This is a genomic window from Bacteroidales bacterium, assembly GCA_016709865.1.
Lineage (GTDB): Bacteria > Bacteroidota > Bacteroidia > Bacteroidales > VadinHA17 > LD21.
On the sequence record JADJLX010000005.1, the window covers coordinates 946,056 to 968,220 of the forward strand.

Annotated in this window: 18 protein-coding genes; 8 read left to right on the forward strand and 10 right to left on the reverse strand. The window is 39.4% G+C overall.

All coding sequences use genetic code 11. The features are described 5' to 3' along the window. Position 1 precedes the first annotated feature (1 nt). Together cysK and metA are read left to right on the forward strand one after the other, a co-directional pair. Positions 2–913, forward strand: coding sequence for a cysteine synthase A (cysK, locus tag IPJ16_12550; GenBank protein MBK7628000.1), 912 nt, complete (start codon positions 2–4; stop codon positions 911–913). A 51-nt stretch (positions 914–964) separates the two neighbouring features. Next, complete coding sequence (gene metA, locus IPJ16_12555) at positions 965–1,873, forward strand: homoserine O-succinyltransferase (protein MBK7628001.1); 909 nt, start codon at positions 965–967, stop codon at positions 1,871–1,873. On the opposite strand, the gene dinB is transcribed toward metA, so the two are convergent. Further along, positions 1,870–2,910: a DNA polymerase IV gene (gene dinB / locus IPJ16_12560; protein ID MBK7628002.1), complete on the reverse strand. Its 1,041-nt coding sequence runs from the start codon at positions 2,908–2,910 to the stop codon at positions 1,870–1,872. The two genes, metA and dinB, sit on opposite strands and share 4 nt — an antisense overlap. A 105-nt stretch (positions 2,911–3,015) precedes the next feature. Here dinB and IPJ16_12565 point away from each other — a divergent pair, with 105 nt between their 5' ends. Together IPJ16_12565 and IPJ16_12570 are read left to right on the forward strand one after the other, a co-directional pair. Further along, positions 3,016–5,949: a DEAD/DEAH box helicase gene (locus IPJ16_12565; protein MBK7628003.1), complete on the forward strand. Its 2,934-nt coding sequence runs from the start codon at positions 3,016–3,018 to the stop codon at positions 5,947–5,949. 60 nt (positions 5,950–6,009) lie between these two features. Continuing rightward, positions 6,010–6,582 carry a flavodoxin family protein gene (locus IPJ16_12570; GenBank protein ID MBK7628004.1) on the forward strand — a complete coding sequence of 191 codons (573 nt, stop codon included), beginning with the start codon at positions 6,010–6,012 and terminating at the stop codon, positions 6,580–6,582. Positions 6,583–6,835: 253 nt separating this feature from the next. On the opposite strand, the gene IPJ16_12575 is transcribed toward IPJ16_12570, so the two are convergent. From IPJ16_12575 to IPJ16_12590, 4 genes are all read right to left on the reverse strand, one after another. Next, positions 6,836–8,617: an iron hydrogenase small subunit gene (locus tag IPJ16_12575; GenBank protein ID MBK7628005.1), complete on the reverse strand. Its 1,782-nt coding sequence runs from the start codon at positions 8,615–8,617 to the stop codon at positions 6,836–6,838. A gap of 24 nt (positions 8,618–8,641) precedes the next feature. Then, complete coding sequence (locus IPJ16_12580; GenBank protein MBK7628006.1) at positions 8,642–9,802, reverse strand: NADH-quinone oxidoreductase subunit E; 1,161 nt, start codon at positions 9,800–9,802, stop codon at positions 8,642–8,644. A gap of 15 nt (positions 9,803–9,817) precedes the next feature. Next, on the reverse strand, positions 9,818–10,282 hold the full coding sequence (locus IPJ16_12585; GenBank protein MBK7628007.1) for an NAD(P)H-dependent oxidoreductase subunit E: 465 nt from the start codon (positions 10,280–10,282) through the stop codon (positions 9,818–9,820). A gap of 369 nt (positions 10,283–10,651) precedes the next feature. Next, the gene (locus IPJ16_12590; protein ID MBK7628008.1) at positions 10,652–11,929 is read right to left on the reverse strand and encodes a hypothetical protein; all 1,278 of its coding nucleotides are present in this window, start codon (positions 11,927–11,929) and stop codon (positions 10,652–10,654) included. Between the two features lie 73 nt (positions 11,930–12,002). Between IPJ16_12590 and IPJ16_12595 the strand changes: the two genes are divergently transcribed. Together IPJ16_12595 and IPJ16_12600 are read left to right on the forward strand one after the other, a co-directional pair. Beyond that, positions 12,003–12,731 (forward strand): hypothetical protein, encoded by a 729-nt coding sequence (locus tag IPJ16_12595; protein ID MBK7628009.1) that lies wholly within the window; start codon positions 12,003–12,005, stop codon positions 12,729–12,731. A 2-nt stretch (positions 12,732–12,733) separates the two neighbouring features. Continuing rightward, a complete protein-coding gene (locus IPJ16_12600) occupies positions 12,734–13,609 on the forward strand; it encodes an HAD hydrolase-like protein (GenBank protein MBK7628010.1) in 876 nt (291 codons plus the stop codon). A gap of 9 nt (positions 13,610–13,618) precedes the next feature. Here the strand turns inward: IPJ16_12600 and IPJ16_12605 are convergent, their stop codons facing one another. Then, positions 13,619–14,362, reverse strand: coding sequence for a methyltransferase domain-containing protein (locus IPJ16_12605; GenBank protein MBK7628011.1), 744 nt, complete (start codon positions 14,360–14,362; stop codon positions 13,619–13,621). 259 nt (positions 14,363–14,621) lie between these two features. Between IPJ16_12605 and IPJ16_12610 the strand changes: the two genes are divergently transcribed. Beyond that, entirely contained in the window at positions 14,622–15,035 is a 414-nt protein-coding gene (locus IPJ16_12610; protein MBK7628012.1) for a hypothetical protein, read from the forward strand. 10 nt (positions 15,036–15,045) lie between these two features. On the opposite strand, the gene IPJ16_12615 is transcribed toward IPJ16_12610, so the two are convergent. The 4 genes from IPJ16_12615 to IPJ16_12630 all read right to left on the reverse strand — a co-directional run bounded on the left by IPJ16_12615 (position 15,046) and on the right by IPJ16_12630 (position 19,972). After that, complete coding sequence (locus tag IPJ16_12615; protein MBK7628013.1) at positions 15,046–16,497, reverse strand: histidine kinase; 1,452 nt, start codon at positions 16,495–16,497, stop codon at positions 15,046–15,048. Positions 16,498–16,538: 41 nt separating this feature from the next. Further along, positions 16,539–17,003, reverse strand: coding sequence for a hypothetical protein (locus IPJ16_12620; protein MBK7628014.1), 465 nt, complete (start codon positions 17,001–17,003; stop codon positions 16,539–16,541). A 144-nt stretch (positions 17,004–17,147) separates the two neighbouring features. Beyond that, on the reverse strand, positions 17,148–19,226 hold the full coding sequence (locus tag IPJ16_12625; GenBank protein MBK7628015.1) for a histidine kinase: 2,079 nt from the start codon (positions 19,224–19,226) through the stop codon (positions 17,148–17,150). Positions 19,227–19,228: 2 nt separating this feature from the next. After that, positions 19,229–19,972, reverse strand: a complete 744-nt coding sequence (locus tag IPJ16_12630; GenBank protein MBK7628016.1) for a response regulator transcription factor — start codon at positions 19,970–19,972, stop codon at positions 19,229–19,231. 156 nt (positions 19,973–20,128) lie between these two features. Here IPJ16_12630 and IPJ16_12635 point away from each other — a divergent pair, with 156 nt between their 5' ends. Continuing rightward, on the forward strand, positions 20,129–22,165 hold the full coding sequence (locus IPJ16_12635) for a transketolase (protein ID MBK7628017.1): 2,037 nt from the start codon (positions 20,129–20,131) through the stop codon (positions 22,163–22,165).

Consider the following 22,165-nt stretch of genomic DNA (forward strand, 5'->3'; position numbering starts at 1 on the left):
CATGAGAGCAAACTCAATTCTTGAGACTATAGGAAATACACCGCATTTGAAAATAAACAGGTTGTTTGGAAGTGAACATTCTGTATGGATCAAACTTGAAAAGATAAACCCCGGGGCCAGTATTAAAGACCGTATTGCACTCTCAATGATTGATGATGCAGAAAAAAGAGGTATCCTCAAACCAACGAGTGTAATAATTGAACCGACCTCCGGCAACACCGGAATAGGCCTTGCAATAGTTGCAGCAGTAAAAGGCTACAAACTTATCCTCGTTATGCCTGAATCGATGTCGCTTGAGCGCAGGAAAATAATGAGCTCCTACGGAGCTGAATTTGTACTTACTCCGAGGGAAAAAGGAATGAAAGGTGCTATAGAAAGAGCCCGTGAACTTGTTAATGAAACACCTGATTCATGGATGCCTATGCAGTTTGATAATCCGGCAAATGCCGAAATTCACAGGAAAACCACTGCCCTTGAAATAATAAATGATTTCCCTGACGGTATTGATTATCTGATAACCGGAGTTGGAACGGGCGGACACATAACAGGTTGTGCTGAAGCTCTTAAGAAACAGTTCCCGAAACTCAGGGTATTTGCAGTAGAGCCCGAATTATCTCCTGTGCTAAGCGGGGGAGCTCCGGGTCCTCATCCTATTCAGGGAATCGGAGCCGGATTCGTGCCATCAATACTGAATACAAAAATTCTCGATGGTATTATAAAGGTAAGCAAAGAAGAGGCTTATAATTTTGCCAGGAGAGCTGCTAAAGAAGAGGGACTCTTCATCGGAATATCCTCAGGGGCATCGCTTGCAGCAGTAGATCAGAAACTTAAAGAGATACCAAAGGGATCAACAATACTCACGTTCGCATACGATACAGGAGAGAGATATTTATCCACGGAAGGGCTTTTCTGAGTTTTTTTTACAGATTTTTAAGTTTAAATTAGTGCCCTTAAAATAGCATCTATGCCAATTACAATTCCTGATAATCTGCCTGCAATCACAATACTCAAAAATGAGAATATTTTCATAATGGGTGAGCAGCGTGCTGCACATCAGGATATCAGGCCTCTGCGAATTGCCCTCTGTAATCTTATGCCGCTTAAAATAGTTACGGAGACTGACTTCATAAGAGTTCTCTCAAATAGTCCGCTTCAGATTGAGCTCGACTTTTTCTATATGGATAAGCACGACTCAAAGAATACATCAAAAGAACATCTTAATATTTTCTATAAGACCTTCGATCAGATAAAAACGAACCGGTATGATGGGTTAATCATAACAGGGGCTCCTGTGGAAAACCTTGAATTTGAAGAAGTTGATTATTGGGAAGATCTGACAAAAGTGCTTGACTGGAGTAAAATAAATGTAACAAATACACTTCATATCTGCTGGGGAGCACAGGCCGGACTTTACCATCATTATGGCATAAGAAAATTCCCCTTGCAACAAAAACTTTTTGGTGTATTTGATCATAATATTTCAGATCACAAAATGCCCCTGTTCAGAGGATTTGATGACACTTTTGCAACTCCGCACTCACGCTATACTGAGAACAGAGTTGAAGATATAAGGAATCATTCTGATTTAGTGCTGGCTGCATGGTCGGAAAAAGCAGGAGTTCATGTTGTTATCTCAAAAAACAACAGACAGATTTTCGTTACCGGTCATTTTGAGTATAATCTAAATACTCTAAAAGATGAATTTGAACGGGACCGGAAAAAGGGATTAATAATTGATCTTCCTGAGAATTACTACCCTGAAAACAATCCCGATAACAAACCACTTGTCAAGTGGAGGGCCAATGCCAACCTGTTCTTCCTTAACTGGCTTAACTATTACGTCTACCAGGAAACACCATACGACTGGATTTAATCTTCAAACAGATAAAGCTGCCTCTCTTCAGTGTCATCTGTCTCAAGATTAGAGACAGTCACACCCAGAAGCCTTATTCTCACCCCTTCCAGTTTAAGAGTCTTTCGCAATGCCGATACTTCCCTGTGAAGAGAATCAAAGTCGCGGATATAGTGCTGAAGTGTTCTGCTTCTGGTAAGCTGGGTAAAATCAGCAAATTTAACTTTCAGAGTGATAGTTCTGCCTGATGTCCCTGCATGTTCCAGCCTCTCCATTAGTTCCTTTTCGACCTTATATAGTTCCGCAATTATTTCAAAGCTGGTTGTCAGATCTTTCTCATATGTAAGTTCTGTTCCAACCGATTTCCTCTCCTGATCAGGTTCCACGGGCCGGTCGTCCTTACCCCTAACAATATCATAGAAAAAGACACCTGCCTTTCCAAAGTTCCTCACAAGTGAAACCATATCCCATTTCTTAAGGTCTGATCCCTTGTGGATACCAAGCTGATGCATCTTCTGGGCAGTTACCTTGCCAATCCCAAAAAATTTCTCAACAGGCAGCTCTTCTATGAATTTTTCTGCTTCCTCCGGTTTTATTACAAATAGACCATCAGGCTTGTTTATGTCGGAGGCGATTTTTGCAAGGAACTTATTCACTGAAATTCCTGCTGACGCTGTTAGTCCGGTTTTTCGTGTTATTTCACATCGTATCTTCTTGGCAATAAGTGTGGCAGATCCTATGTTCTGCTTATCATTTGTAACATCGAGAAAAGCTTCATCGAGTGAAAGCGGCTCAATAATGTCGGTATACTCCCGGAAAATCTCCATCACATTGGAGGAGACTTCATTATACCGTTCAAAATTATGTTTCACAAAGATCAGATCGGGACAGAGTCGCTTCGCAATAACGGACGGCATAGCTGACCTGACTCCGAACTTACGGGCTTCGTAACTGGCTGCAGCTACAACACTCCTCTCTCCGCTTCCGCCTACTGCTACCGGCTTACCTTTTAGCTCCGGATTATCGAGTTGTTCAACAGATGCGAAGAAGGCATCCATGTCTATATGTATGATCTTTCTCACTTATTGGCAAAACTATAAAGAAAATCCTTTGATTATTGATCAACAATGACCATCATTGCAGGATAATTAAAAACAGGCATTTTGGAAACGGGGTCGGGGAAAAAAAAGAAGCTCTTTACATTAATACTCACAACCAACAGGCAGTGGGGTTCTATACTGGTGCCATATATTATAATTGATGAATCGAACCGGGGTTATTACAAATTATCGGAATGTCTCTCTCCGTTTCCAAACATCGATACACTTGGAACTCTGACTTCAGAAGAGAGAGAGGTAGTAAAAATCATTAATGAGTACTCAGACCGTAATCTTTTTAAGCTTTTTTCCAAAGATAAAACTGTAAAGGATTTCATTGAAAAGGTTACTCCTGAAAAAATTGAGTCGTTTATCAGGCCATATATTGAAAGAAGGATTTATAAATGTCTTACTATTTCGCGCGATGAAAATATACCGGTCTGTTATCAAAAGACAAAAACAGCAACACTTCATACCGAGGACAGGCTCGTTCTGAGTGCTGACTTTGCTTCACCGGTATTCAGATTCACAAGGGACGAGGAACAGACTACATACAATCTCAGCCTCGATGCCGGGGGAAAAAAGCTGGATATGAAAAAATGCCAGATCGACATATTATGCATGTCGCCATGCCTTATAAGAGAAGATCACCGCATATTTTTTGTCGCAGATGTTGATGGTTCCAAAATAAAACCATTTCTGCTAAAGGACAATATTATTATACCGAGGAAAACTGAAGCAAAATACTTTGGCACCTTTGTTCTTAATGCTGTCAATAATTTTAAAGTAGAAGGATCAGGGTTTGAAATAATCCGGATTTCACCTGTTAAAGAGGCTGTTATTAACATCGAAACCGGACTCAGGGGCTTCCCTGTACTGATTCTGCAATATAACTATCAGGGAAATAAGATTTATGCAAACGAATCACAGGTAAACTTTACAATTTTCGAAAAAAAAGGAGATAATTACATTTTCAGCAAATACCAGAGAGATTTTGAATGGGAAAAAAGATGCAGGGAGTCACTTGGAGAACTTGGATTTTTCTCGGATGATGATATACACTTTGTACCATTAACCCAAGGCAATAAAATCAAAGATGACATCTATTCGCTGATTGAAATTGTGAACATTAGTTATCCTGAATTTATCGAATCAGGGTTTACTATTAATTCCAGACTTGATCATAATTACAACCTGAAGCCTGTAACAATCGAAATCAGCAGCAAGATGGAAAACGACTGGTTTGATCTTAAGGCAGTTGTAAAGATTGGCGAGTGGGAAATTCCTTTTATCCGATTCAGAAAGAATATACTGGATGGAATTCGGGAATATATACTTCCCGACGGATCAATATTAATATTACCTGAAACCTGGTTTACCAAATACAAGAACATTTTCGAGTTTGGCAAGAGTTCAGAAGATTCTCTCAAGATCCACAAGCAGCATTTCTCACTGCTTGCTGATTCGCTGGCTGACGAGAGTAGAATGGGAGCTGAAAAGCTTGAAAGACTTCTTATTCCTGATCAGATCCCTGAAATAGATCCTCCCCCCGGACTTGAGTGCAACATGAGACAATATCAGCTTGAGGGTCTGAACTGGCTCAACTTCCTGCAGACGGCAGGACTGGGCGGTTGTCTGGCTGATGATATGGGGCTTGGAAAAACCATTCAGACACTTGCACTACTGCAGTATAATAAGGAGAATATGATCCCTCCTGCGAAAAACAATATTTCAGGTGACCTAACTCTTTTTATAAATACCGAGAACCGGCTTACCTCACTGATAATTGTACCCGCTTCGCTCATTTATAACTGGGAGAATGAAATTAAAAGATTCGCTCCCGGCATGAAGATAATCAGCTACAAAGGAAATCAGAGAAAAAAGGCCACATCATATTTCAATAGTTTTGATATAATACTTTCCAGCTATCATACTATAAGACAGGACATTGATCTGATAAGTAATTTTAAGTTTCATTATATTATTCTTGATGAGAGCCAGGTAATTAAGAATCCTGCTTCAATGCTCTATAAAACAGTTTCGAGGCTCAAATCAGATTTTAAGCTTGTACTCACTGGTACCCCGGTCGAAAACTCACTGACTGACCTCTGGACTCAGCTGAATTTTGTAAATCCCGGACTTTTAGGAGATCTCTCATTTTTCAGAAGAGAATTTGCCAAACCAATAGAAAAACTCGGGGACGATGAAAAAGAGATGAAACTGAGGAAGATCATTAAACCATTTATACTCAGACGCACAAAGGATATGGTTGCCCGGGATCTTCCGCCTGTAACTGAACAGACTGTCTTCTGCGATATGACTGATGAGCAGAATAAACTTTATGATGAGGAAAAATCATCTGTAAGGAACAGCATCCTTAAGAGCATTGCTTCTACCAGCATCGAGAAGTCGGCAATAGTTGTGCTTCAGGGACTGATGAAACTCAGGCAGTTATCAAACCATCCGGTATTGGCATATGATGACTATGCATCAGGGTCAGGAAAATTTGAGACAGTTCTTCAGGATATGGAAAGTGTAATATCAGAAGGTCATAAGATCCTTGTCTTCTCCTCTTTTGTAAAGCATCTTGATTTATACGCCAATGAACTCAGGAACAAGCGAATACGTTTTGCTATGCTTACCGGTGCCAGCACAAACAGGGAGAAAATTGTAAACAGTTTCCAGAATGATCCTGAAAACAAGATCTTCCTTATCTCTCTTAAAGCCGGAGGTGTAGGACTTAATTTAACTGCTGCTGACTATGTATTCATTCTTGATCCATGGTGGAATCCGGCATCTGAGATGCAGGCACTGAACCGTGCCCACAGGATTGGTCAGGATAAGAGTGTATTTGTATACAGGTACATCACAAGTAATAGCATCGAAGAAAAAATTACAAGACTCCAGGAGAAAAAATCGAAGTTAGCTGATACGTTTATCTCAAGTAATAATCCGTTAAAGGATATCGATATTGAACAGATACTTAATATTATTGGATAACATTTTCACCTCCCACATGTTTCTTGGATAGGAAGTAAAAATTTAAGAAATTTCTTCATTATGAAAGTACTAGGAATTAACTGCAGCCCGAGAAAGGGCGGCAACACAGAACTTCTTATAAAACAAGTCTTTAAATCTCTTGAAAAGGAAGGTATAAAGACAGAATTATTTCAGATCGGTGGTAAAAAAGTGAGCGGTTGTGTGGCGTGTATGAAGTGTAAAAAGAAGGGTGATGCAAAGTGCCATCAGAAAAATGATGTCATAAATGAATGCATGAAAAAAATGCTGAAGGCAGATGCAATAATTATCGGTTCGCCTGTTTACAACGCTGATATCACGGCAGATGCAAAAGCACTTTTAGAAGTTGCGAGCTATGCATTCAGGGCTTCAGGAAGCCCCCTTAAGCATAAAGTCGGAGCTGCTGTTATAGCTGTACGGCGTGCCGGTGCCGTTCATTCATTTGACAGTATCAACCATTTCTTTCTCATAAATGAAATGATAGTACCCGGTTCATCATACTGGAATATAGGAATTGGCAGGGAAAAAGGAGAAGTGCTGAAAGACGAAGAGGGAATGAAGACAATGAAGGATCTGGGCGAGAATATGGCATGGCTCCTCAAGAAGCTGAAATAGGCACAGGGCGCGGGGCAAAGGGCATGGGGCGCAGAGCACTGGGCAAGGGGCAAAAATGAATCAGAATAAGGTGCACTAGGCTCGGCGAAGTCTCTGACTTCGTCGAAACAAAAATGTAATCTTCAGACTACAATCTAAAAAAGCGAAGTCAGGAGACTTCGCTTAGCATTTAATGCGAGACTATAATATAAAAAAAGACCGGCTATATTCAGCCGGTCTTTCCAATCAAGGTTAGTTAGTTAGATAGTTGGTATTAGTAATTATCACGCTCTACATAGTGCGTGTGAAGGAGTTCATGCGATTTATGGCTGTTAGGCTGATCGAGGAATTCTTTATAGATAGCAATCACATCGGGATTCAGATGTGATTTCCTCAACACCATATGCTCATCTTCAGAGTAGATTGCTTTCATACGTTTGGTTCTGATAGCAAGACTTGTGGGAATTGGTTGTCCGCCGCCGCCGATGCAGCCACCGGGGCACCCCATTATCTCAACAAAATGATAAGGAGCTTTGCCTTCCCTTGTCAGTTTCATTATTTTATTAGCATTTACAAGTCCGTGTCCGATAGCCACTTTAAGTTCAACACCTTCCAGGAATTTCCAGGAATCAAGACATCCTTCAATTTTTACTGATGCCTCTTTAACTCCTTCCATACCTCTTACAGGAGTGATATTAAGTTTTTCGAATGGAACCTCACGACCAGTAACAATTTCATAGGCTGTACGTAAAGCAGCCTCCATAACACCACCCGTTGCACCGAAAATGACAGCAGCTCCGGTTGAATCGCCCATAATTGAGTCATACTTGGCTTCATCAAGATTTCTGAAATCAATTCCGGCCTGCTTTATCATCACAGCAAGTTCTCTTGTTGTAAGTACATAATCAACATCCTTGTAACCGCTGGCGCGCATCTCGGGTCTGTCAGCTTCAAATTTCTTGGCTGTACATGGCATAATTGAAACAGAAACTATTTTAGAAGGATCGAGACTTCTTTTCTTTGCATAGTAAGTTTTTGCAAGTGCCCCGAACATCTGCTGCGGAGATTTACATGTTGAAAGGTTTGGAAGGAATTCAGGGTATTTATGTTCAATGAATTTAATCCAACCCGGCGAACATGATGTGAACATCGGGAGCGATACTTTCTTATCTCCGTCAACAAGAGCTTTTTTGAGTCTGACAAGCAGTTCCGTTCCCTCTTCCATTATAGTAAGGTCGGCACTGAAATCTGTATCAAGAACAGAGTCAAAACCAAGCTGTTTAAGGGCATTGACCATTTTTCCGGTCACTCTTTCACCCGGGTCATAACCAAGGTCTTCGCCAAGGGCAACTCTTACCGCAGGAGCTGTCTGAACTACAACATGTTTCTCTGGGTCATAAATTGCATCCCAAACCTGATCGATATATGTTTTTTCAACAAGAGCACCTGTGGGGCAGCGGTTAACACACTGGCCGCAGTTTGTACAAACAACATGGCTCATTGGTTTATCGTGGAAAGATGAGATTTTCTGATGAGCACCCTTGTTTGCCACTGCAATTGCAGATACAGACTGCAGTTCTGTACATGTTCTTACGCAGCGCTGGCATCTGATACATTTACTGTCATCCTTAATGAACGACGGGGAGGATCTGTCGATAGTATAATTATGATCTTCAACCAGATCGAGCAAAATATGGTCTCCGAATGCAAATTCATTTGCCAGTGTCTGAAGCTCGCAGTTCTGGTTCTTGTAACATTTTGTGCAGTCTGCCCTGTGTTCTGAAAGAAGCAATTCCACAATATGCTTGCGAGCATTTCTAACCTTAAGTGTATTGGTATGAATATCCATACCCTCTGAAACAGGGGTTGCACATGATGCAACAAGCGTTCTTGCACCTTTCTGTTCAACAACGCATACACGGCAGTTTCCGGCAACACACAAGTCATCATGATTACATAAGGTGGGGATGTTGATTTTCAGTTTCTTGGCTGCAGCAAGCACAGTAGTCCCCTCCTGCACTGCTACTTTCTGGTCATTTATAGTTAAGTTTATCATGTCTCTTAGATTTTGAATGAATAATTAATAGATGATCTCCTCCTTGAAGTTGCCAACTATTGATTTAAATGCATTTCCTACGGACTGTCCAAGACCACATTTTGCAGCAATCTTCATTGTATCAGCCAGTTTCATCAGTTCAGTGAGGTATGTTGATTTTGCTTCACCTTTCTTTACTTTCTCCACACCTTTCAGCAGCTGCTGGCAGCCTACGCGGCATGGGGTACACTGTCCGCATGATTCTTCGGCAAAGAAGTCGAGGTAGTTATGAAGGACATTATACATTGATCTTGAGCTGTTGAATAATTTCATAGATCCGCCGGTAGGAACACCTTCGAAACCGATAATCGTCTCAGCAAATTTCTTCCTTGGAACACAGAATCCTGATGCTCCACCAACCTGAACAGCTTTTGTATCGCCGTCGCCAAACTCGTTAACAAACTGCAGAACAGTCATTCCAAGCTCCAGCTCAAAAATCCCCGGGGTTGGAGTGTCTCCGGATATTGAGAACACTTTTGAACCTCTTGAATCTTTAGTTCCGTATTGAGTGAAGTTTTTAGAACCATGATTAACAATCATCATGGCAGTTACGAGAGTTTCAACATTATTTATAGAAGTTGGTTTTTCGAATACACCTGATACTGTAGGATAGGGAGGTTTATTTCTTGGTTCTCCCCTCTTTCCCTCTATTGACTCGAAAAGAGCGCTCTCTTCACCACATATATATGCTCCGCTGCCCATTCTGTATTCGATGGAAAAATCGAATCCAATCTCTCTGATCATTTTATGAAAAGCTTCAAGCTCAATCATAAGTTTGGGCAACAGGTATCTATATTCGCCTCTGAGGTATACAATACCTTTTTTTGCACCAATAGCTTTACCGGCGATTACCATACCGCCGTGTACTTTATTTGATACTCTCTCAAGGATCTCACGGTCTTTAAATGTTCCGGGTTCACCTTCGTCCGCGTTACATACAACATATTTATCGGGACTCTTCTCGGCTGCAGTATATTTCCATTTCAGACCGGTTGGGAATCCGGCACCGCCACGTCCTTTCAATCCTGATTCGAGTACCTCCTGGATAATCTCTTCTCTGCTCATTTTGAATGCTTTATTAAGCACTTCACGGTTGTCTATTTTCTCAAATATGAGGTCAACCTTATTTAATCCTTTGTTTTCCATGATTCAGGCAGATATTTATTTTTGCATATAATCTTTAATAATCTCAGTCACTTTTTCAGGGGTAAGCTCTGTGTAAGGCATCTCATTAATCAGAATAGCCGGGGCTTTATGGCACCATCCTATACAGTTTGTTTCAACAAGACTAAATTGATTGTCAGCAGTAGTCTCACCCACTTTTATCTTAAGCATATCCTCAAGAGTGTGAATAATATCCCCCTTACCCTTCATTGAGCATGTAATTGTTTTACATACCCTTATTACATATTTTCCTTTCAGCTGAGTGTCGAGAAAGGTGTAAAAAGAAGCTGTCCCGTAAACCTCAGCAGCTGAGATATCGAGCTCCCTGGCAACTTCAACCATAGCTTCATCTGTGAGGTAGTTGTGTTTCTGCACAATACCCTGAAGAATTGGCATAAGGCTCTCCCGCTCGCGACCGTGTTTGTCGGACAATTCCTTAACTAGATTTCCTACTTGATACATTTTAGATTGATTTTTAGGTAATTAACTAATTTTATTTTGGTTTTTCTTTGGATTTAAATAGTGCTGTTAATTTATTAACAATACTTTTATAAAAAAGCATGCATTAGTCATTTTTTCTAATTTAGAATGAAAATAAACAAAGGCAGGAATGGCATAAAGGCTTAACAGAGAATAAGCTCAATGGTAGTAGGCAGATAGCAATAATAGTATACCAAAAGTTCATTTAACCGCAGAGAACCGCGGAGGAAAATAGTGAGAGCCGCAGAGGAAGACTGTTTAAGAAGTCATCTCTGCGGCTCTCTGCATCAGTTATTATTTCAAATGTTCAATGAAGCGGCATCTCTGCGTTCCTCTGCGGTAAAAAAAGTCTTAATCCTTCACAGCAAGTATCGAACTAAGCAAGCTTATATTCTGGATATTCGAATAACTGTACTGATATAATCCGTCATCGCCTATCAGAACCAGAATCTCACCGAGAGGTATTACATCGTAAGCCTGGATATTCGGGTATGTATATATAAGGTGACTGGTGATGGTTTTCGGATCAGCTGCATCATAAACTTTTAGTCCGGCTGAGCCATCACATATAAACAGAAGGTCTCCGTCTTTACCAAGTCCATGGGGATTAATAAGACCATATGACATCACAACCTTGGGCTGGGTAATATTTTTTACATTAACAACATCAAGGGTATTAAGGTTCCCGCCACATGTTGTACCTGTCCGCAAGGTTACATATGCAAGAGTATCATCAACGATTACCGGATCACAGCTTCTTGCATGCCTGAAAAAAGACTTTGTTACCGGAGATGTAGGATTTGTAATATCGATAATAACCATTCCGGTGGTTGTCCCAAGGAACATATTCTGTTCGGTCAGAAACATTGTTTCGATATTCCATCCCGGATTAAAGTCATTTATCTTTATTGGTGTAACCTTACTGGTAATATCAAAAACCTGCACAATATTACTTCCGGCTACATATAAAACCTTATCCCTAATCCCGAACCTGGCCATTGAACCGCCAATACCAACGCCACTACCGCTTACTCCTGATGAAGCATCCACAGAAGAATTCAGTGACATATATTTGATCCCCCCGCCAAAGAATATCGGATATGGATTTTCAATATGATTTACTTTTTCACGGATTGTCCCTAATTCCCAATCTGTTACAACTCCCTTTTCTTTGTCGACACTTCCCATCGGAAAGTCAGTTCCTGAAGGAGGAACTGTATATGGTAGAATTTCTTTTACCCGCCCAACCTCATGAATATTATTTATATCCTGAAGGTCGAGAACCACGATATCCACAAAGCTGTCGACGTACATAATATTGCCGGAAATAGACATATCAACAACACCCGGAACTTTAATAAACACTTTTTTTACAGGGGAAGCAGGATCAGTGTTATCAAAAACATGAATTCCCTTAAGCTCTTCTATAATAAATATGTAGTTATCCTTATAATAGATCTTCCCCGGATTTTTAAGATCTACATTCTGTTCCTCAGATACCGCAGATCTCAAATCGTCATAAGACATATACACCGGTGCATATCCTTTATATTCCCTGTAAGTAGTATCTTCACATGAAGTGAATAAAATCAGAATAAGGGAAATAATTGGAATGATTTTTGCTTTCATGAGGATTAGATTTAGTTTCAGATAACCAAAACAAAAATCATGCTAAACTACTAACCAGCTAACCTAAAAAATCATGAAAAAACTCCTTTCAGTCATTATTTTGCTGATAATCATCTCCTTCACTGTATCAGCCCAAAAAACAAAAGATGTCCTCTATTTGAAAAACGGAAGTGTAATCTTCGGAAAACTTCTTGAAATAAAAGAGGGACAATATAAAATGCAGACCGCAGATGGAAGCACGTTTATGTATAAAGCGGAGGAGGTGGATAAGTTTTCAAAAGAGTCACCGCAGTTTGACGGAAGGAAAACGGAAGGATTCAGTTTTGCAATGGAAGCCGGATTACTTGCTGGTGCTCAGCATACTGATTACACTGCTCCTTTCAGTTTTAATTTTCTGATGGGCGTAACCAGCAAAACAAATAATGTATTCAGTTTTGGCTCCGGGGTGGAATTTCTTGGAATGCCATATACTCCTCTCTTTTTCGAATACAAGCGATTGATATATAATAAAAAAACAACTCCGTTCCTGTTCTTCAGGGGAGGAGCCCTTACCCAGTTAGGAGGAAATGATTCAGACACTCCTCCTGCAAACAATAGTTATGATGCATACAACTACAAAGGCGGTGGCTCTTTTGCATTCGGATCGGGCATATCATGGGCTAAAACTGATTATGAGTCTTATCTTAGTTTTGCCTACAGATATGCTCATACGAGTTATCAGAAGAAGGAGTATAACAATATAACCAGCACATACGAGAATTCACTTAACAGGCTTGAAATAAAATTTGGATTCAGATTCTGATGATAACTGATTTCCGGAAAGAACTCATAGACTTAATTCCTTCACATGATTATTTTATCGGTATTGATTCCGATGGATGTGTATTTGACACAATGGAGGTTAAGCAAAAAAAATTCTTCATACCAAACGCTTTAAAGCACTTCGGTCTCAATTCAATAGAAAAACCTTTACGTACAACATGGGAATTTGTAAATCTGTACTCACTTTACAGAGGTGGCAACAGGTTTATTTCTTTAATAAAAGTATTTGAACTCCTGGGCGAAAACCCGGAAGTAAGAGCCTCAGGATGCTCCTTACCCGATATGACCTCTTTAAAAAACTGGATTAAGACTGAAACCCGACTGGGCAATTCAACACTCAGGAAGTACTTCGAATCCAATTATAATCCCGATCTGGAGAAGGTTGTCAGCTGGTCTGAAGCAATTAATGAAGAAATTGCTCTTCACCTGGGAAACATCCCTCCTTTTCCGAATGCCCTCAGCGGTATTAAAAAGGCTCATGTTCATGCCGATCTTGTTATTGTTTCTCAAACGCCACTGGAGGCCCTTCAGCGTGAATGGGAAGAAAACAATCTCCGGAAGTATGTTAAGCTTATTGCTGCGCAGGAACATGGAACAAAGAGCGAGCATCTGGCATATGCTGCAAAAGGCAAATACAACGACAATAAGATACTCATGATTGGAGATGCTAAAGGAGATCTGGATGCTGCTAAAGCTAACGGGATCCATTTCTTCCCGGTCATTCCGGGGAGAGAGGACAAATCATGGGAGGTTTTTAATAATGTAGCGCTAAACAGGTTTCTCACCGATACCTACTGCGGTAAATTTGAAGATGACCTGATAAAGGAATTTATGAAAGCGTTACCTGATAAACTTTAATGATTTTTTTTACAATCCGGCTAAAGGCTTTTGCATGATAAAACTAAAGTAGATCATGTTTCCGCTTTCAAACTGCTTATAGACTACCGAGTTTTTAACGCCGGCAAATTCACGGAACTGCTTGATAAAAGGCTTTGGAACATTTTCCGATATTGTTTTCATACGGCGGTCATGATCCTCATCCAGTGCCTTTATTACATTTTGTGTGATATCTCTTTTCCTTATTACATTAAGCCCCGATTCAGATAATTGCTTCTCAAGTTCAGGAATTTCATACGGCTCCCTGAAATCAGTATATAAAAAATGGCCGCCGGGTTTGAGAACCTTGTTTACACCAGCCAGAAACTTCTCCATAGAATCATAACAGTGTGATGATTCTACATTTATAACAGCATCGAATGAACCAGATCCGAATGGAAGGTTCTCAGCATCACCCTCAACAAATTTGAGACCTTCAGTATGATGGTTCTTTTTGCAAAGTTTTACAGCTGCACTTGAATAATCCAATCCAACCATCTGATCAGGCTTGTGATACTTCTTAATCATAGAAGCGCCTCCTCCACGTCCGCTTCCAACTTCCAGGATAGTCTTGTTTTCAAGTTCGATTTCAGCTGCCAGGTGATTATAAAGCTGGTAAGAGAGACGCTGTACCTCGTCAATTGAATCAAGATCTGCAAACCTGTCTTCTCCGTTGATGTGAGCATATCCGTAATTCATATATGTCCACTGCTCCTGCTTAATAAAGCGCCCCATGGCCTGATACATCCACTTTCGGGTAATTTTCCTAAAACCCGGGACAGCAGAACACAACTTAAGATAAATTTTTATTAGTATGGATGTCATTTGAATTCCCCTTGATTTATTAAAGAACGTAAAAGTATCTTAAAATGTTTAAAAAAAAAGCTGGTATGACAGATATGATCAAAAAAATTGATTTTGACCGTTTTCTTTCGTATATTAGAGGTGTATTATTGAGAGATTCTGAAACTACTAAACTAACTGGAGGTTCATTATGGCTGCGGAATATTTATGCAAAATTTGCAAAGGACATCTGAAAGTTAAAACTTCAATTGTCCTGGCCGCTTCAAAAACAAACAGTACGGAAAGGGGCCTGATCTTCTTAAATCCAGAGATAGGAAACTACACAACAACCACACATCATTCATTCAAGATTGAAAAAGGGGCTAAATATATCTATACATGCCCCATCTGTCATTCTCAGCTTAACAGTGCCAGATATAACCATCTTGTTAGAATAATTATGGTTGATGAAGCGGGTAAGGAATACGATATCTATTTCTCAGATATTGCGGGAGAAAAATGTACATATAAAATCAGGGGTTCGAAAATCGAGAAGAAAGGTCCCGATGCCAGGAAATATGATAAGTATTTTGAGGTCCCGGAGGAAGACAGAAAGTATCTTTAAGATCCTGATACTATTTTTTTATTAAAGGATCAACAGGAACCATTACATCCACTCTTGTACCTGCAGTTTCACCTTTGTCGTTATGTAAATCAGTAAAATGAAGAGATATTGCTCTGCTGTTCATTTGATTCAGGATCTCATAAAATTCACTTGTTAGTTTTAAGCCTTTACCCGTTGAAGTGCTTCTTCCGGAAGCCTTTTCACGCCCAATACCATTATCCTCAACTGAAAGTTTAAGATAATCATTTTCCCGCAAGACTGTTATTTTCAGAATTCCTCCTTCTGAACATGGCATTAAACCATGTTTTATAGCATTTTCAGCGAATGTCTGAAGAACAAGTTTCGGAACCTGCTCTTTTTGGGTAACTCCTTCCTTTATGTCGATATAATAATTGAATTTTTCACCGAATCTTAATTTCTCGAGTTCAAGATAGGTATTAACAAATTCTATTTCTTCGCCCAGACTTCTGTATAATCTCTCAGCATCATTAAGCATCACCCTGAGTAATTGTGTGAACTTATTCATATAATCATAAGCTGCCTGCCGGTCTTCAAGATAAATCAGTGAAGCTATTGAGTTAAGAGTATTAAAAGTAAAATGAGGATCGAGTTGTGATTTTATCCCCTGAAGCTGTAATGATGCAAGCCTTTGCTTAAGACTCTCCTTTTCGACGACCTGAAATGTATTAAACCGCTTTATCAGAAGAATGAAAAGATAGAAAAGGAAGTAGATGCCAGGAAAAGAAAGATACATCAAATAATAATCCCTGTTTTTCTCAAGACTAATAAATAAACCGGAGCTAGCTGCCTCGAGGTATGTTTTAACCCTATTATCAGATGAGGTATATTTACAGAAGGTCCATCTTTCCGAAGATATATTTATTTCAGTATTTATTATTTCCTGAAGAGCTGTGTTATAGATTATGATCCTATCCTCATCATAAAAGTGAAGAATAATCTCAACAACGCCATCATAGTTGAGATCATATAAATATGAAAAATATCTGGAATCAAATGGCAAATCTGTTTTGTTTATAACATGAAGATTATCAGATATCTCCAGAATTTTGTCGCCGAGAAGATAAATCCTGTCAGAATTTGCATTTTCAATCACAACAGGTCTGATGACTGATTTAAAGCCATACTCACTGGTCAAACGGCTTCTTAGCAAATTTCCCTCAGTATCGTAAATCAAAATATGTGAATCCATAACTGTAGTATCTGTTCCACCAGCCCAAAGCGACAGAATAAAACCATAGTTGTTGAAGCTCTTATAACTCTTGGTCTCAACACTATTGGCAAAACCAGAAAACTCAACTGGTTTAAACTTGAAGTCCAGATGATCATTAAAAACCATGAACCAGGCACTGCTGTCAGTATATTGAACATTCCTCCTGTAATTGCCTGAAGCACTTGAAAGTCCGAATATTTCCGGCCTTTTATCACCATCAACATCTCTCATTTCGGGATACAGGCAAATTGAGGCTGAATTCTGGCTGTATGCTAACCTTGCGTTAAACAGATCGTAGTAAAATATCTTTCTTGGTTGTTTTGTAAATGCCGTTGCAATTGAAAAATATATTTCTTTATACCCGTCACCGTTCTCATCAAAAAACCAATAGGTTCAAGAAATGAAGTTACTTCACCATTAACAACACCTATTTTTGTGATGTATTGTCTTTCCAGTTTAGTTCCGGATGGCTGAAGTAATTCATTAACATTAAGGAATAGTGAATCTTCTTCTCTGGTGAAAATATATATTTCTTCAATACTGTCATTATCATAATCCCCGGTAAACATTCCGGAAAGTATTGGATCAACTATTCCGGGAAGATTCCATTGATCAAATATTTGATTATCTGAATTATAAACAGATATATAATAATATGGAATACCTTTCCCCTGGCTTAATCTCTCTGAGTTTCCATCAGAATTCAGGTCAGAATAAATAAGATTATCACCAGGCACTTCAACTGATTCAAAATCAACATTATACCTTGATCCAAGTGAAGGCAGAAAAATAAATATAATTATAGCAGGAACTGCAGCCTGAAACCAGGAGGTGAAAACTATTTTTCGGAGCAGTGATGCTTTTTCATATTAACCTGTTAATCATACATTAAGCGGGACCCAGACATCCACCCTGGTACCAGCCGGTAATCCATTGGCATCATAAAGGTCAGTGAGAGTATGTATTATTGCTTGTTTGTTCAACTGATTCAAGATATCATAAAATTCACCTGTAAGCTTAAGCCCCTTTCCTGTTGATGTGCTTTTACCTGACGATTTTTCGCGGCCTACACCATTATCTTCTATTGTAAGTTTAAGATAATTATCTTCCCTGGCTGCAACAATTTTCAGAATGCCGCCTTCAGTACAAGGCATTAATCCATGCTTGATTGCATTCTCTGCAAAGGTCTGCAGTACAAGCTTAGGAACCTGTTCTTTCTGACTAACCTCATCGCTGATTTCAATTATGAAGTTGAATTTATCTCCAAAACGCAGTTTTTCAAGTTCAAGGTATGTTGTTACAAAATCTAACTCTTCACCAAGACTTCTGTATATTCTGTCAGCATCATTCAGCATTGATCGGAGAAGCATGGTAAATTTATTCATATTATCGTATGCCGACTGCCTGTCATCAAGATAGATGAGTGAGGCAATTGAATTTAAGGCATTAAAAGTAAAATGCGGGTCGAGCTGCGATTTAATTCCTTGTAGCTGAAGGGTTAACAGCCTCTGCTTCAGACTCTCTTTCTGCCTTATTTTATATGTGTTTATTCTGTTTATTCCGTCTATAAACAATACAAGTAACATGTAAATTCCAGGATATGCGAGATATCCCAAATAGAATAAATTATTATTCTTCATTTCAATTAACCATGAATTGTCGGAAGAGGTAACAAATAGTTTGTTTCTGTTACCGGATGAAATTGAATGTGAAAATTTTAACTCAGAAGCAGACGATTTAAGATTTGCCTCTGCCAGTATATGCAAAGATGTGTTAAGCACAATCAATTTCTCCTCTCCGGCAGAGAAAAGAATAATTTCTTTGATGCCGTTCAGGTCAATATCTTCAACATATGAAAAATATACCTGATTCAGAGGTGATTTAATTTTGTTTACAACTTCCAAACGATCATTTAGTTCAATTACTTCTTTTTCAAATAAGAATATTCTGTCACCCTGCCCGGAGGTAACAAGATGTAACGCGACAAAACCATCCAGACCCAGTTTGCTGTACACTTTTTCTTTAACAAAATTACCATCTCCCGAGTAAATTAATAATCTTGGTTCAGATACTGATGTATCGGCAGTTGCAGTATTATGACTCATGATAAAACCTTTGAAGTCTCCCGATGAATAAGGGTAAATCTCAAGATTATTTGTAAGTCCCGGAAATTCAGCCGGAGTAAACTCCAGGTTAAGTTCTTCATCGAAAACCATTAGCCATGTACTCATGTCGGTGAATGGAGTCGGTACTTTGTAATTCCCAGAGGCACTCATCCTTCCAAAAATCTCGGGTTTATTGTCTCCGTCGGCATCAGAAAACCTTGGAAACTGACAATTTACACCCAGAAACTGACTTGATTTCAATACTTTTGTAAAAACATCAAAGTAATAGACCAGCCGTGGCTCAAGTCCGAATCCGGTCGCAATAGTAAAATACAGTTCCTTGTTTCCATCTCCTGACACATCATAGAAACCTGCAGGATAGACGTTCGAAGTAACAGTATTATTGACTGGTTTCATTTTGGAGATAAACTGGCCCTCCATCCTTATACCTTCTGAATCAAAGAATTCGTTTATGTTCAGAAATAAGGAATCGTTTTTATATGAAAAAATATAAATCTCTTTAAAATTGTCATTATCGATGTTTCCAAAGAATGGGAAAGACAATGCGGCATCCAGTGAATCCTTAAAATTCAACTGATCATAGATCCTGTAATTATTATCCAGTATTAGCAGATGATAATATGGGAAGCCTTTACCTAACCTTACTATTTCAGTTACAGAATCTGCATTAAGGTCAACGTAAGTTTCATTCGAAAAAAGCTTTCCTTTCTCCTCAATATTTAAAGTGTAATGTAATCCGAGAGGAGGAAGGAAAAGCATAATAACAACTGCTGGCAGGGCTGCCAGCAACCATGGAGAGTAAACTAACTTTTTAAAAAGAGCACCCCTTCTCATTACTATGTCATTTCAAGATCCTTGAGATGGTGTCTGGGCAGTTTTATTGTAACAGATTCATCATCCCTTACAAGCGTTACTGTACTATCTTTTCTGTCAAGCATAGTGATATACTCAAAGTTCACAATATGCGATCTTCCAACCCTTATAAATCCATTACCGGGAAGCATTTCTTTTACCTTTCCAATATTCAGAGAACAGAGATGCTGCTTGCTGCCGGTACAAATAGATGTATAATTTCCGTCTGCTTTACAATAGAGAATTGATGACGGATTTATAAAGAGAGTACCTGTTCGGGTGTTAACACGGATTCTGGCTATAGCATCTTTTGGGAAATGGGAAGCAGCCGATTGTTTCTCTTTCGGGGCTGAAGAATTTACCTGTTCAACAAATCGTGTAACACACTGCTTTAGTTCCTTGCGGTTAACTGGTTTAAGAAGATAATCAAACGCCTGATTTCTAAGGGCTTTTATAGCATAATGGTCATATGCTGTTACAAATACGATTTCAGGATTCCGAAAATTCTGTTTTAGATCGTTTATAAAACTAAAACCATCCTTGCCAGGCATCTTGATGTCGAGAAAAACAAGATCGGGATCAAACTGAGACATTTCAGAATTTGCATTATTAACAGATGAAGCGGTCCTGATTTCTTTAAAACAGGCTGTCTCCTCCAAAAGTTTTTTCAATAATTTTCTGGCACTCTCTTCATCATCTACGACCAGGGCAGTCAGATGTTGTTCCATATGTCAGGCAAAATTAAGTACTAACAATAATTGTACTTAAAGATAATAAATTTCAGTTATTGTATCTTTTTTTTAATGTCTATTACTAAACACTATCAGCGAATAATCTTATTTTTGACAACAATAAACTAATCAAATACTTTTAGCTGTATGAAAATTGATGTAAACCAGAGAGCCGCAGATAATATTAGGATACTGTCTATGGCAATGGTAGAAAAATCCAAATCCGGACATCCCGGGGGAGCAATGGGCGGTGCAGATTTTATTCATATACTCTTTTCTGAGTTCCTGAGCTTTGATCCTGCAGATCCGGAATGGATAAACCGTGACAGATTCTTTCTCGATCCTGGCCATATGTCGCCAATGCTTTACTCAATTCTTACACTCACCGGCCATTTTACAACTGAAGAGCTAAAAAGTTTCCGACAGTGGGGAAGTCCAACACCGGGGCACCCTGAACTTGACGTAATGAGGGGTATTGAGAACACATCAGGTCCGCTGGGACAGGGACATACAATGGCTGTTGGTGCAGCTATTGCAGAGAGATTTCTTGCAGAAAGATTCGGAGAACTGTTTGCTCATAAAATATATACATTCATCTCCGACGGTGGTGTTCAGGAGGAGATATCGCAGGGTGCGGGCAGGCTGGCCGGATTCCTCGGGCTAAGCAACCTTATCATGTTTTACGATTCAAATGACATACAGCTCTCAACCGAAACAAAAGCAGTTACAATTGAAGACACTGCAATGAAATATACTGCCTGGGGATGGAATGTTATTAAAATTGATGGCAATGACCATAACCAGGTAAGAAAAGCACTTGTATCAGCTAATTCAGAAAAGTCGAAACCAACTATTATTATTGGTAAAACGATAATGGGCAAAGGGCTTTTGGATGCTGAAGGAAAGAGCTTCGAAAGAAAAACCTCAACTCATGGAATGCCTGTAAGCGAAGCCGGCGGTTCATACGAAAAATCACTTGTTAACCTTGGAGGCAGTGCATCAGATCCATTCATAGTATTTGATGAAGTAAAGGAGTTGTACAGAAATATCCTTGCAGAAAAGAGTAAAGCAGCTTCAGACTGGAAGAAAAGTAAAGCCCTGTGGGCATCGAAAAATACTGAGATGAATAAAAAGCTTAACGACTTTTTCGAATCCAATATTCCTGAAATAGATTACAAATCCGTGAGCCAGAAAGAAGGATCAGCTACAAGAGCTGCTTCTGCTGCAATGCTTAGCATATATGCAACCAAAATAGAAAATATGATTGTGGCATCTGCCGACCTTGCCAATTCAGACAAGACAGACGGATTCCTTAAAAACACCCATCCGTTTGTTAAGGGTGATTTCAGCGGAGCATTTCTTCATGCAGGTGTCTCCGAACTTACTATGGCTTCAGTTATGAACGGCATGGCTCTTCACGGAGGTGTAATTCCAGCCTGCGGTACATTTTTTGTTTTCTCAGATTATATGAAACCTGCAGTAAGACTTGCATGTCTTATGCGTCTGCCTGTAAAATATATCTGGACCCATGATGCATTCCGTGTAGGCGAAGATGGCCCGACACACCAGCCAGTAGAACAGGAAGCCCAGCTAAGGCTTATGGAACATCTTAAAAATCACCATGGAGAAAACAGCATGGTGGTACTCAGGCCTGCCGATGGTACTGAAACGACTGTTGCATGGAAAATGGCACTTGAGAATAAAAAGACACCTACAGCATTAATACTTTCAAGACAAAATATAAAAGATCTTCCTTCCGATAATGGAAACAGATATGCGGATGCACTGAAGTCATACAACGGAGCCTATATAGTCCAGGATTGTCAGGGGAAACCTGATATTATCCTGATTGCAAGCGGATCGGAAGTTGCAACTCTTGTCGAAGGAGCGCCACTGTTGCGTAAAGACAATCTGAAAGTGAGGATAGTATCAGCTCCTTCTGAAGGATTATACAGAAATCAGCCTGATGAATACCATAAACAGATCATACCTGAGAATGTACCAGTTTTCGGTTTAACAGCGGGACTCTCAGTAACACTGCAGGGACTTGTTGGGCCGAAAGGAAAGGTTTGGGGAATGAATAGTTTTGGTTATTCTGCTCCATACAAAGTACTTGATGAAAAATTCGGGTTTACAGCAGAAAATGTTTATAAACAGGTTACTAAGTACCTAAAAGAATATACCAGGTAA

What these genes read in the sequence shown, in the direction of transcription:
- cysK (MBK7628000.1), top strand. Translation starts at nt 2, where the DNA reads ATGAGAGCAAACTCAATTCTTGAGACTATAGGAAATACACCGCATTTG.
- metA (MBK7628001.1), top strand. Translation starts at nt 965, where the DNA reads ATGCCAATTACAATTCCTGATAATCTGCCTGCAATCACAATACTCAAA.
- dinB (MBK7628002.1), bottom strand. Translation starts at nt 2,910, where the DNA reads ATGGATGCCTTCTTCGCATCTGTTGAACAACTCGATAATCCGGAGCTA.
- IPJ16_12570 (MBK7628004.1), top strand. Translation starts at nt 6,010, where the DNA reads ATGAAAGTACTAGGAATTAACTGCAGCCCGAGAAAGGGCGGCAACACA.
- IPJ16_12575 (MBK7628005.1), bottom strand. Translation starts at nt 8,617, where the DNA reads ATGATAAACTTAACTATAAATGACCAGAAAGTAGCAGTGCAGGAGGGG.
- IPJ16_12580 (MBK7628006.1), bottom strand. Translation starts at nt 9,802, where the DNA reads ATGGAAAACAAAGGATTAAATAAGGTTGACCTCATATTTGAGAAAATA.
- IPJ16_12585 (MBK7628007.1), bottom strand. Translation starts at nt 10,282, where the DNA reads ATGTATCAAGTAGGAAATCTAGTTAAGGAATTGTCCGACAAACACGGT.
- IPJ16_12590 (MBK7628008.1), bottom strand. Translation starts at nt 11,929, where the DNA reads ATGAAAGCAAAAATCATTCCAATTATTTCCCTTATTCTGATTTTATTC.
- IPJ16_12595 (MBK7628009.1), top strand. Translation starts at nt 12,003, where the DNA reads ATGAAAAAACTCCTTTCAGTCATTATTTTGCTGATAATCATCTCCTTC.
- IPJ16_12605 (MBK7628011.1), bottom strand. Translation starts at nt 14,362, where the DNA reads ATGGGGCGCTTTATTAAGCAGGAGCAGTGGACATATATGAATTACGGA.
- IPJ16_12610 (MBK7628012.1), top strand. Translation starts at nt 14,622, where the DNA reads ATGGCTGCGGAATATTTATGCAAAATTTGCAAAGGACATCTGAAAGTT.
- IPJ16_12615 (MBK7628013.1), bottom strand. Translation starts at nt 16,497, where the DNA reads ATGAGAGATGTTGATGGTGATAAAAGGCCGGAAATATTCGGACTTTCA.
- IPJ16_12625 (MBK7628015.1), bottom strand. Translation starts at nt 19,226, where the DNA reads ATGAGAAGGGGTGCTCTTTTTAAAAAGTTAGTTTACTCTCCATGGTTG.
- IPJ16_12630 (MBK7628016.1), bottom strand. Translation starts at nt 19,972, where the DNA reads ATGGAACAACATCTGACTGCCCTGGTCGTAGATGATGAAGAGAGTGCC.